Annotated in this window: 11 protein-coding genes; 10 read left to right on the forward strand and 1 reads right to left on the reverse strand. The window is 73.2% G+C overall.

Going from position 1 to position 11,733, the window contains the following annotated elements; all coding sequences use genetic code 11:
* Positions 1-2: 2 nt before the first annotated feature.
* From DLJ58_RS26585 to DLJ58_RS26630, 10 genes are all read left to right on the forward strand, one after another.
* On the forward strand, positions 3-788 hold the full coding sequence (locus DLJ58_RS26585) for an ABC transporter ATP-binding protein (RefSeq protein ID WP_124860328.1): 786 nt from the start codon (positions 3-5) through the stop codon (positions 786-788).
* Positions 785-1,507 (forward strand): ABC transporter ATP-binding protein, encoded by a 723-nt coding sequence (locus tag DLJ58_RS26590; RefSeq protein WP_030490741.1) that lies wholly within the window; start codon positions 785-787, stop codon positions 1,505-1,507. The genes DLJ58_RS26585 and DLJ58_RS26590 overlap by 4 nt, the downstream gene beginning before the upstream one ends.
* 30 nt (positions 1,508-1,537) lie before the next feature.
* Positions 1,538-2,416 carry a branched-chain amino acid ABC transporter permease gene (locus DLJ58_RS26595; protein WP_124860330.1) on the forward strand — a complete coding sequence of 293 codons (879 nt, stop codon included), beginning with the start codon at positions 1,538-1,540 and terminating at the stop codon, positions 2,414-2,416.
* On the forward strand, positions 2,413-3,525 hold the full coding sequence (locus DLJ58_RS26600; protein WP_124860332.1) for a branched-chain amino acid ABC transporter permease: 1,113 nt from the start codon (positions 2,413-2,415) through the stop codon (positions 3,523-3,525). The genes DLJ58_RS26595 and DLJ58_RS26600 overlap by 4 nt, the downstream gene beginning before the upstream one ends.
* Positions 3,526-3,610: 85 nt before the next feature.
* Entirely contained in the window at positions 3,611-4,897 is a 1,287-nt protein-coding gene (locus tag DLJ58_RS26605; RefSeq protein ID WP_124860334.1) for an ABC transporter substrate-binding protein, read from the forward strand.
* A gap of 145 nt (positions 4,898-5,042) precedes the next feature.
* Positions 5,043-5,810 carry an SDR family oxidoreductase gene (locus tag DLJ58_RS26610; RefSeq protein ID WP_124860336.1) on the forward strand — a complete coding sequence of 256 codons (768 nt, stop codon included), beginning with the start codon at positions 5,043-5,045 and terminating at the stop codon, positions 5,808-5,810.
* A 94-nt stretch (positions 5,811-5,904) separates the two neighbouring features.
* On the forward strand, positions 5,905-6,516 hold the full coding sequence (locus tag DLJ58_RS26615; protein WP_124860338.1) for a TetR/AcrR family transcriptional regulator: 612 nt from the start codon (positions 5,905-5,907) through the stop codon (positions 6,514-6,516).
* Between the two features lie 64 nt (positions 6,517-6,580).
* Positions 6,581-9,406: an AAA family ATPase gene (locus DLJ58_RS26620; RefSeq protein ID WP_124860340.1), complete on the forward strand. Its 2,826-nt coding sequence runs from the start codon at positions 6,581-6,583 to the stop codon at positions 9,404-9,406.
* A gap of 46 nt (positions 9,407-9,452) precedes the next feature.
* Positions 9,453-10,601: an acyl-CoA dehydrogenase family protein gene (locus DLJ58_RS26625; protein WP_124860342.1), complete on the forward strand. Its 1,149-nt coding sequence runs from the start codon at positions 9,453-9,455 to the stop codon at positions 10,599-10,601.
* Positions 10,602-10,621: 20 nt separating this feature from the next.
* Positions 10,622-11,086, forward strand: a complete 465-nt coding sequence (locus DLJ58_RS26630) for a MaoC family dehydratase (protein ID WP_124860344.1) — start codon at positions 10,622-10,624, stop codon at positions 11,084-11,086.
* Positions 11,087-11,399: 313 nt separating this feature from the next.
* Here the strand turns inward: DLJ58_RS26630 and DLJ58_RS26635 are convergent.
* A partial coding sequence (locus DLJ58_RS26635; protein WP_208741342.1) for a cellulose binding domain-containing protein occupies positions 11,400-11,733 on the reverse strand: 334 nt, incomplete at its 5' end.

The raw sequence follows: 11,733 nt of genomic DNA on the forward strand, positions 1-11,733 counted from the left end.
TGATGGAGCGCGGCCTCGAACTGCACCACATCGGCGTCCGTTTCGGCGGCCTCACCGCCCTCGACGACGTGTCACTGCGGGTGCCACCCAACCGGGTGGTGGGCGTCATCGGGCCCAACGGCGCCGGCAAGACCACGCTGTTCAACGTCATCTGCGGCTTCGTCGCACCGGAGACGGGTTCACTCACCCTCGACGGCCGGCCGCTGCGGCCACGGCCGCACCGGCTGACCCGGCTCGGCATCGCCCGGACCTTGCAGGGCACCGGGCTCTTCGCCGGGCTGAGCGTGCTCGAGAACGTGATGACCGGCGCTTCGCACACCGCCCGTGCCGGCTTCGTCCCGGCGCTGCTCGGGCTGCCGGCCAGCGACCGCGACGAGCGCCGGCTCCGCGGGGACGCCCTGGCCATCCTCGACGAGCTGGGCATCGCCGAACACGCCGAGGCCGCGCCGACCACCCTGCCCTTCGCCGTACGCCAGCGGGTCGCCCTGGCCCGCGCGCTCGCCGCCCGGCCCCGGCTGCTCCTGCTCGACGAGCCGGCCGGTGGCCTCGGGGCGGACGACATCGCCGAGCTGGCGGAGCTGGTCCGGCAACTGCCCCGACGGGAGACCGACCCCTGCGCCGTGCTCCTGGTCGAGCACCACATGGACCTGGTGATGGCCGTCTGCGACGAGCTCGTGGTCCTCGACTTCGGCCGGGTCATCGCCGCCGGCACCCCGGACGAGATCCGCGACGACCCCGCGGTCACCGACGCGTACCTCGGTGCCACCGTCGAGGAGGCCTCCCAATGACCGCTACCGACCTGCTCGTCGTGCGGGGGCTGGTCGCCGGTTACGGTGCCGCGCCCGTGTTGCGGGCCATCGACCTCACCGTCCCGGCCGGCACCATCGCCGCGGTCGTCGGTGCCAACGGCGCCGGCAAGACCACTCTCCTGCGCGCGCTCTCCGGCATGATCCGCCCGGCCGCCGGCCAGGTCCTGCTGGCCGGGGAGGACCTTCGCGGTACGCCGGTGGAGCAGCTCGTCCGACGCGGCATGGCGCACGTCCCGGAGGGCCGGGGTGTGATCAGCGAGCTGACCGTCGACGAGAACCTGCGGCTGGGCGGGCTGTGGCGACGCGACCGGGCCGACGCCGGGCGGGCCCTCGACGAGGTCTACCAGCTCTTCGAGCCGCTGGCCCGACGCCGTCGGCACCTCGGTCACCAGCTCTCCGGCGGCGAGCGGCAGATGCTCGCGCTCGGTCGCGCCCTGGTCGGCCGACCGCGTCTGCTGCTGCTGGACGAACCGTCGCTCGGCCTGGCGCCACGGGTGGTCGCCCGGACCATGGCCCTGCTCCGCCAACTGCGCGACCGCACCGGGCTGACCGTCCTGCTGGTCGAGCAGAACGTGCGCAGCGCGCTCGCCGTCGCCGACCAGGGCGTCGTGATGTCCCTCGGGCGGGTGGTGATCGCCGCCCCGGCGGTGCAGCTACGCGACGACGTCGACCTGCGCCACGCCTACCTCGGTTTCTGACCACCACCTCGTCCCCCGGAGGGAGAACTGTTGGACCGCTTCGTCTTCCTCACCGTCGACGGCCTGTCCCGGGGCGCGGTGTACGCCGCGTTCGCACTGGCCCTGGTGCTCATCTGGCGGGCGGCGCGGGTCGTCAACTTCGCCCAGGGAGCGATGGCCGTCGCCGCCGCGTACGTCGCCTACACCGTCAGCACCGCGACCGGTTCCTACTGGCTGGGCTTCGTGGTCGCGATCGTCGCCGGCCTGCTGCTCGGTGCGCTGGTGGACCGCGTGGTGATGCGGCACGTCGATCACGCCTCACCGCTCAACCCGGTGATCGTCGCGCTCGGGCTGGTGCTGTTGATCCAGGCCGTGCTCGGCATGGTGTACGGCAGCGAGTTCCGCCCCGCCGAGGCCCCGTTCAGCCGCTCCGCCCTCACCGTGGGCGGGGTCGCCGTGCTGTCCCCGTACGACCTGTTCGTCTTCGCCACGATCGGCGTGGTGGTCAGTGGCCTGGCCTGGATGTTCGCCCGTACCCCGGTGGGGTTGCGGATGCGCGCGGCGGCCTTCGCTCCGGAGGTCTCCCGGCTGCTCGGGGTCAACGTCGGTGGGATGCTGACCCTCGGTTGGGCGCTCGCCTCCGGGGTGGGCGCGTTGGCCGCCATGCTGGTCCTGCCGACCGAGCTGGGCCTGCACCCGCACGCGATGGACCTGGTGTTCGTCTCGGCGTTCACCGCGGCGGTGGTCGGCGGGTTGGACAGTCCACCGGGGGCGGTGGTCGGTGGTCTGGCGGTGGGGCTGTTGCTCTCCTACGTGAGCGGCTACGCCGGCAGTGACCTGACCCCGCTCGCGGTGCTGGTCCTGCTGCTGGCGGTGCTGCTGGTCCGGCCCGGTGGGCTGTTCGCCCCGGTCGCGGCGAGGCGGGTGTGAGCGCCACGAGGGCGGCCCTGCCGCCGAAAGAGCAGCTCGACGACCCGGGCGGCCGGCCGGTCGACCGGCGACGCGGCTCCACCCTGCTGCGTCACCTCGCGGTGGTGCTGGCCGCCGGGTTGCTGCTGGTGGCGGTCAGCTACTCCGTCGAGCCGTTCCGCAACTTCCAGCTCGCCACGGTGGCCGCCTACCTCTGCGCGACCGCCGGGCTGACCGTCCTCACCGGGCTCAACGGTCAACTGTCGCTCGGGCACGGCGCGCTGATGGCCACCGGGGCGTACACCGTGGCGCTGTGCCAGACCGCGTTCGCCGACCGGGGGATGACCGGCGGCTGGCTGTTGCCGCTGTCGCTGGGTGCCGCGATCGTCAGCACGGTCGCGGTCGGCGCGGTGGTCGGCGTGGCCGCGGCCCGACTGCGCGGCCCTTATCTGGCCGGGGTCACCCTCGCGGTTGCCGTGGTGGTGCCGGCGCTGGCGGTCACCTTCGACGGCGTGTTCAACGGCGAGCAGGGGCTGTCGGTGCCGGTGGAGCCGCCGCCGCTGTCGCTCGGCCCGTACTTCCCCTACGAGCGGTGGCAGCTCTGGGTCACCGGCGCGGCCACCCTGCTCGCGTTGCTGCTGTTGGCGAACCTGATCCGCAGCCGGTACGGGCGTACCTTCCGGGCCGTCCGCGACGACGAGGTGGCGGCCCGCCTCGCCGGCATCCACGTGGCCCGCACCCAGGTCCTCGCGTTCGTGGTCAGCGCTGCCACCGCCGGGCTCGGCGGTGCGCTGCTGGCGGTGCTCGCGCAGAGCGTCTCACCCGGGGCGTTCTCGCTGACCCTGTCGCTGTTCCTGCTGATGGCCGTCGTGATCGGTGGCCTGGGTCGACTGACCGGCGCGCTGTGGGGGGCCGTCCTGCTGGTCGCCCTGCCCGATCTGACCCACTCGGTGACCGAGATGCTCACGCTCTCGCCCGCGGTGGCGCAGCGGCTGGAGGGCAACCTTCCCCTGGCGATCTTCGGACTCACCCTGATCGTCGTCATGATCGCCGCCCCCGGCGGTGTGCAGGGTCTGCTGTCGCGTCTCGGCCGGTCGCTGCTGGCCAGGCGGCCGACCCGGCGTTCCTGAGCTGTCCTCGGTCCGGCCTCGGCCGGGCGCCCCACCACCACACCGTTCCCACAGACAACCGGACCGAGAAAGGTCGGTGTTTCCCATGCACCGTAAAGCGCATCGCGGCCTCGCGATCGCCAGCACCCTTGCCCTGCTCATCACCGCAGCCGGCTGTAGCGGCGACGACGGCCCCGGCTCCGGCGGAGCGTCGGTGCCGGGCGTCACCGACACCGAGATCGTCGTCGGCACCCACATGCCGCTGACCGGTCCGGCCTCGGCCGGCTACTCGAAGATCGCCCCGGCGACGAAGGCGTACTTCGACTACGTCAACGCCAACGGGGGAGTGCACGGCCGCAAGATCACCTACAAGATCATGGACGACGGTTACAACCCGGCGAACACCCAGCAGGTGGTCCGTCAGCTGGTCCTCCAGGACAAGGTCTTCGCCGTCCTCAATGGTCTGGGCACACCGACGCACACCGGTGTGCTCGACTTCCTCAAGAGCAACCGGGTGCCCGATCTGTTCGTCGCCTCCGGCAGCCGCAGCTGGGACCAGCCGGACAAGTATCCGGGCACGTTCGGGTTCAACCCGGACTACACGGTCGAGGGCAAGATTCTCGCCAACTACGCGAAGACGAACCTGGCCGGCCAGAAGGTCTGCTTCCTCGGTCAGGACGACGACTTCGGCCGGGACAGCCTGGCCGGCGTGGAGAAGGTGCTCGGCGCCACGGCCGTGGCGGTCAAGCAGACGTACGTCACCAGCAACACCAACGTGGCGCCGCAGATCGGCGCGTTCAAGGCGGCCGGTTGCCAGGTCGTCGTGCTCGCCACAGTGCCCGGCTTCACCGCGCTCTCCGTCGGCACGGCGGCCCGGCTGGGCTTCAAGCCGCAGTGGCTGGTCTCCAACGTCGGCGCCGACCACCCGACCCTGGCCAAGCAGCTCGGCGCCGCCGCGCCGCTGCTGGAGGGCATGGTCGGCACCAACTACCTGCCGATGCAGAACGAGACCGCGAACCCGTGGGTCCAGCTCTTCACGAAGGTCAACAAGGAGCACAACGGGGACGCGCCCTTCGACGGCAACACCGTGTACGGCATGTCGGTCGGCTACCTCTTCGTGCAGGTGCTGCTCGCCGCCGGCAAGGACCTCACCCGGGAGAAGGTGCTGGACGCCGTGCAGAAGGGCGGCTACCAGGGCCCCGGGCTGGTGCCGCTGCGCTTCTCGGCTAAGGACCACTCCGGGTACGGCGGCCAGCGGTTGAGCCGGGTGAGCGGGGGAGTGCAGAGCTACTTCGGGCCGGCGTACGAGACGGACGAGGCGGACGGGGCGGTCAACGAGTACACCGCCACCCCGGCCGCGCCGCCGGCGAACGGGGTGCCGACCGTCTCCTGAGGCCCCGCAGCTCCGACGTCCGACCGGGCGTGGTCCCGCCTGACCACGCCCGGTCGGACGGCTGCGCGCATGCTGCCGGCGCGGCCTGCCGGTCGATCGTCGGAGGCGTTGACCGATACCGATCGACGCTCCTACTATCTGCACCGTGAATGCATATTCGGGCCGACTCGCGGGCCGGGTCGCCATCGTCACCGGCGCCAGTCGCGGAATCGGTCTGGCCATCGCCCAACGACTCGTCGCCGAAGGCGCGCGGGTGGGCCTGACCGCCCGCCGCCCCGAGGGGCTGGCCGAGGCAGTCGCCACCCTGGGCGGTCCGGCACACTCCCTTGCGGTGCCGGGCCGGGCCGACGATCCCGAGCATCGGGCCGCCGCGGTGAGCCAGGTCAGCGCGGTGTTCGGGCCGGTGGACCTGCTGGTCAACAACACCGGCATCAACCCGGTGCACGGCCCGCTGGTCGAGCTGGACCTGGCCGCGGCGCGCAAGATCCTCGACGTGAACGTGGTCGCCGCGCTCGGCTGGGTGCAGGAGGTCTGCGCCGCCGGCATGAGCGAGCGCGGTGGCTGCGTCGTCAACGTCTCGTCGATCGCCGGGCTCGGCCCGTCGCCCGGCATCGGCTGCTACGGGGTCAGCAAGGCCGCGCTCAACCACCTCACCGCCAGCCTCGCCGTGGAGCTGGGGCCGACGGTCCGGGTCAACGCGGTCGCCCCCGGCGTGGTGAAGACCCGCTTCGCCGCGGCCCTCTACGACGGGCGGGAGGCCGAGGTCGCCGCGCGGTACCCGCTCGGGCGCCTCGGTCTGCCGTCGGACGTGGCGGGCGCGGTCGCCTTCCTGGCCTCCGACGACGCCAGTTGGATCACCGGGCAGACCATCGTCTGCGACGGCGGCGTCTCGCTGACCGGCCGGGCCGGATGACGGCGTCGGCGGAGCGTCCGGAGCCGCTGATCAACGGCTGTCTAGACTCGGCGGTGCGTCGGGGGACGCCGTGGCGGTGAGGGGGCGAGGGCGGATGGACCGGGTCGATGTGGCGGGCCGGGTCGACGGGCGCACCGCGCGCGCCGAGCGGACCCGCGCGGCCATCGTCGAGGCGCACCTCGCGCTCATCTCCGAGGGCGACCTCCGCCCGACCGGGGAACGCATCGCCGAGCGGGCCGGCATCTCGCTGCGCACCCTCTGGACCAACTTCAAGGACATGGAGACGCTCTTCGAGGCCAGCGGCGCGGAGGTGCTCCGCCAGCAGGACGCCGCCTACCGGCCGATCTCGACCGGGCTGCCGTTGGCGAAGCGGGTCGACGCGTACTGCCGGCAGCGGGCTCGACTGCTCCAGCTCATCGCGCCGTCGGCGCGTGCCGCCCAGATGCGTGAGCCGGTCTCCGAACAGCTGCACCGCAACCGTCTCAAGCACATCGAACGGGTCCGCGACGAGGTCGAGGAGCTCTTCGCCGTCGAGCTGGCCGAGGCCGGGCCGGGGCGGGAGCAGTTGCTCAACGCCCTGGTGGTGGCGAGCACCTGGCAGTCCTGGTCGATGCTGCGCTACGGGCTCGGTCTCGGCGTGGACCAGGCCCGCGCGGTGATGGCCCGGACCGTGGGCGCCCTGCTGGCCGAGGTCGCGCCCGACTGATTCCGGCCCGGCCCGATATCGCCCCCTCTTTCCATTCGGTTTCCGATGGGTAACACTGGCAGGCATGGTTACTGCATCAAGAGTGCAACTAACCGTGCTGCGTGGCCGGGACGACGAGTGCCGGGCTGTCCGGAGCCTGCTCGACGGCATGACCAACGCCGGCGGTGCCCTGCTGTTGCGCGGAGAGCCCGGATCGGGCCGGACGGCGCTTCTCGGCTACGCCCATCGGCACGCCGAGAGTGGCTGCACAGTGCTCGCCGGCAGCGGGCTCGCCGAGGAGGCCGCCCTGCCGTACGCCGGCCTGCAACGTCTGGTCGACCCGGTGCTCGACCGGGCCACCGCGCTCCCCGGCGAGCAGCGCCAACTGCTACGGCGCGCACTGGGCGGGGAGAGCTGCCCGGCCGACCGGCAGCTGACCTTGTCGATGGCGGTGCTCGGTCTGCTCGCCGCCGCCGCCCGGGACCGGCCGTTGCTCGCCACGATGGACGACATCGACCGAGGTGATCCGCAGACCGCGCAGGTGCTCGCGTTCGTGGCCCGCCGACTGCGGCACCTGCCGCTCGCCGTCCTGCTCACCGCGGACGTCACCGCCAACCTCGACGGGATACCGGCACACCGACTGCGCGCGCTGACCGAGCACGAGAGCAATGCCGTCCTCACCGATCGACTCGATCGGCTGACCGGGCGCGAGGGCGGCGACCGGCTACCCGACCGGCCAGCCGCGTCGGCCCTGACCGCGTTGGCCGCGATCGGCGGCGGCAACCCGCAGGCCCTGGTGGACCTCGCCGAGGTGCTCACCGCGGGGCAGTGGCGGGGCGAGGAGTCGCTGCCCGCCGCCCCACCGGCGGACGGAGCGCTGGGTCGCGCGTACCGCGCCCGGCTGGACCGGCTGCCCCCGGAGACCCGGCGGGTGCTGTTGCTCGCCGCGCTCGACGAGGACGGCGAGCCGGGCACCCTGATCCGGGCCGCGGCCGCCGCCGGCGCCGAGGTCGAGGCGCTCGCCCCGGCGGAGGTCGCCGGCCTGGTCCGCGTCGAGCAACGCGGCGTCACCTTTCCGCAGCCGCTGGTGCGCACGATGATCGCGGCCAGCGCGCCGCTCGCGGAGCGCCGCGCGGCGCACCGACTGCTCGCCGAGGTGCTGGTCGCGGACGCGCAGCGGCTTCGCCGGGCGATGCACCTCGCCGCCGCGACCGCTGGTGCCGATCCGGCCCTCGCCGACGAGCTGGAACAGGCGGCGGTCGGCGGATCCGACGGCTGGGCTGCCGCCTCGGCGGCCCTGCGGTGGGCCGCCGAACTGAGCGACGATCCCGGGCTGACCGCCACCCGTCTGCTGACCGCAGCCCGCTACGCCTGGGCCGGGGGGCAACCCGACGAGGCCCGGCTGCTGCTCGACCGCCTCCGCACGGTTTGCGTCGACCCGGTCGTTCGAGGCCGCGCCGACCTGCTCCGCGGTGAGCTGGAGCTGCGCTGCGGCACCGCGTCGAGTGCGTCGGCCACGCTGCTGGCCTCCGCCGCGGCGGTGGACGGCACCGACCGCGCCCTGGCGTTGACCGGGCTGGTGCGGGCCGGCGAGGCGGTCTGCTTCACCGGCGACCAGTACCGGTACGCCGAGGTCGGCCGGCGGGCGCTGGCGTTGCGGCGCCCGGACGACCCGCCGGCCCTGGAGGTCATGGGCTGTCTGATCGCCGGGGTGGCGGCAACCCTGCGGGGCGACCACGAGCGAGCCGGGCCCGCGCTGCGCCGCGCCGTGGTGCTGGGCGACCGGCTGACCGGTTCGGCGTTGACCCCCACCGCGCTCAGCTGCGCCGCGGCGGCCGGGCTGCTGGTGGCCGTGGACGGCGCGGCCCACCGGCTCGCCGAACGCGCCGTCGAGCTGGCCCGGGAACGGGGTGAGCTGTCCATGCTGTCGCGGGCGTTGGAGCTGCGGGCGGTCGCCGAGTACTGGCTGGGTCGCCACGAGGCGGCGGCGGAGACCTCCCGCGACGGGCTGCGCGTCGCCCGGGCAACCGGGCAGGTCAACTGCGCCGCCGTCCATCTGGGCATGCTCGCCGTCCTCGCCGCGATCCGGGCCGATCGGGAGACCAGCCTGCGACGGATCCGCGAGATCGGCGAGTCGCCGACGCCGGGCAGCCGCCCGTACGCGCTCGCCGCGTGGGCCCTGGCGGTGCTCGACCTGGTCGACGGCCGGCACGCCGAGGCAGCGGAGCGGTTGGCCTCGCTGGCTCGGCTCGGCACGCGACGAGGTCAGGTCCTCGTGCAGGTGATGGCCACCCCGTACCTGGTGGAGGCGGCGGCGCACCTGGCGCACCGGCCGGCGGCGACGGCCGCGCTCGCCGCGTTCGACAGGTGGGCCAGCAGCACCGCGAGCCCGTTGCGCCGGGCCCTGTCCGCACGGTGCCATGCGCTGCTCGCCCCCCGGGGTGGTGCCGAGGCGGAACGGGACTTCCAGGCGGCGCTGCGCCTGCACCCGACCGAGGCCGGCACGTTCGAGCGGGCCCGCACCGAACTGCTCTTCGGCCAGGAGTTGCGCCGCAGCCGACGCCCTCGCGACGCGCGGACGCACCTGCACCAGGCCCGCGAGATGTTCAGCCTGCTCGGAGTGGAGTGCTGGGCCGAGCAGGCCACCACGGAGCTGCGGGCGGCCGGGGAGTCGATCGGTCCGCCGGACCTGCCCGCGGCGCGGTTGTTGACCGGCCAGCAACTGCGGATCGCCGAGTTGGTCGCCGAGGGCGCCACCAACCGCGAGATTGCCGCCCGGATGTTCCTCTCCACCCGTACGGTCGACCACCACCTGCGCAACGTGTTCCACCGGCTGGGCATCCGTTCGCGGACCGAGTTGGCCCGCGCGTTCACCGCCGAGCGGCACGTCGGTCTGGCGTCCGACCGGTGAACGTCCGGTCTGGACGCGTTTAACTATCACCGCTAGTTTGAGCGTCATGGACCTCACCCTCTCCGCCGAGCAGGCGGCGGTCCGCCAGTTGGCCGCCGAGTTCGCCGACCGCGAACTGCTGCCGCACGCGGCCGCCTGGGATCGCCGCGAATCGGTCGACCCCGCCATCGTCGGCATGCTCGGTGACCTGGGCTTCCTGGGGCTGACCATCGCCGAGACCGACGGCGGTTCCGGCGGCGACCACCTCGCGTACTGCCTGGTCCTGGAAGAGCTGGGCCGGGGCGACTCGGCGGTGCGCGGCATCGTCTCGGTCTCCCTCGGCCTGGTGGCGAAGTCGATCGCCGCGCACGGGAGCGCGGAACAGCGGGCCGAGTGGCTACCGAGGCTCTGCGCCGGCAACGCACTCGGCTGCTTCGCGCTGACCGAGCCGGACAGCGGCTCGGACGCGGCCGCCCTGCGCACCCGTGCGGTCCGCGACGGCACCGACTGGCTGCTCACCGGCACGAAGACGTTCATCACCAACGGCACCACCGCAGACGTAGCGCTGGTCTTCGCCCGCACCGGCGGCCCCGGGCACCGAGGAATCACCGCGTTCCTGGTGCCCACCGACAGCCCCGGGCTGACCCGGCGGGAGATCCACGGCAAGCTCGGCCTGCGCGGTCAGGCCACCGGCGAACTGGGCTTCGACGAGGTGCGGGTGCCCGACACGGCCCGCCTCGGCGCCGAGGGCGCCGGATTCCGGCTGGCCCTGGCCACCCTCGCCAAGGGCCGGATGTCGGTGGCAGCCGGGTGCGTCGGCATCGCCCAGGGCTGCCTCGACGCGGCGGTCGGTTACGCCGGGCAGCGCACCCAGTTCGGCAAGCCGATCGCCGGGCACCAGCTCGTCCAACAACTGCTCGCCGCCATCGCGGTGGACACCGCCGCCGCCCGGCTGCTGGTGTGGCAGGTGGCCGACCTGATCGACCGCGGCCAGCCGTTCGCCACCGAGGCGTCGATGGCCAAGCTCTTCGCCAGTGAGGCCGCTGTCCGCGCGGCCAACAACGCGGTCCAGGTCTTTGGCGGGTACGGCTACATCGACGAGTATCCGGTCGGCAAGTATCTGCGCGATGCCCGGGTGGCCACGCTCTACGAGGGCACCAGTCAGATTCAGCAACTCCTCATCGGACGCGCGCTCACCGGCGTCAACGCCTTCTAGCAGCTGTAGGGAGATCCGGCATGAGAGTCTTCACCTCCTTCGAGGAGTTGGCCGCCGCCACCGGTGAGAGCCTCGGGCCCGGTCCGTGGCAGCGCGTCGAGCAGAGCCGCGTCGACCTCTTCGCCGACGCCACCGACGACCACCAGTGGATCCATCTCGACCCGGTCCGAGCCGCGGCGGGGCCGTTCGGCGGGACGATCGCCCACGGGTACCTCACCCTGTCGCTGTTGCCGGCGTTGGCGAGCGGGCTCTACCGGGTCGAGGGGGTGGGGATGGGCGTCAACTACGGGCTGAACCGGGTGCGCTTCCCCGCGCCGCTGCGGGTCGGCGCCGCCGTACGCGCCACCGCCACCATCGCCGACGTGACGCCGGTGAGCGGCGGCGTGCAACTGGTCGTGACGGTCACCGTGGAGAGCGACAGCGGCGGCAAGCCCGTCTGCGTGGCCGAAACCGTGAGCCGGCTCTACCACGCTGTGGAGCAGTGACCGCCAAGCCCGGCGAGGGCTGGCCAAGGTGCTCGGTGCCGCGTTCCTGCACGGCCTCCTGAGCGCCTCCGCAGGCTGACGGGGTGGCGACGGATTCCGTCGCCGCCCCTTTCTGCTCGATTCGCCGGAGGGTGGGTAGCGGTGCCGCCCGGGTCCAGGAGCCCGCGGGTGCGGCGACGTGCACAACGGCGCCGGCCTCGCGGTGGTGAGCGCCCGCCAGGGATCGGCGATGGCGGGCGCTCACCATCCAATCCGCCCGAGCCACCGATTGTCCGGCGCCGAGCCAGCGGGCCCGGCACCGCGACGGGTGGTGTCAGGCGACCGTGCAGGCGGTGCCGTTCAGGGTGAACGCGGACGGACGGCCGGTGCCACCCGTGTGGGTTGCCTGGAAGCCGATGTCGACCGAGGTGTTCGGCGCGATCGTCGCGTTGTAGGAGACGTTGCGGGCGGTCACCGCTCCGCTGGACGGGGAGTAGGTGGCGTTCCAACCGCTGGTGATGCTCTGCCCACTGGGCAGCGTGAACGCCAGGGCCCAACCGTTGACCGGCGTGCTGCTCGTGTTGGTCACCGAGACCGACGCGGTGAGACCGCTGTTCCAGGCGTTGACCGTGTACGCGACGCGGCAGTCACCGGACGGCGGGGGAGTG

The organism is Micromonospora arida (assembly GCF_003857035.1).
In the GTDB taxonomy this organism is placed as follows: Bacteria; Actinomycetota; Actinomycetes; order Mycobacteriales; family Micromonosporaceae; genus Micromonospora; species Micromonospora arida.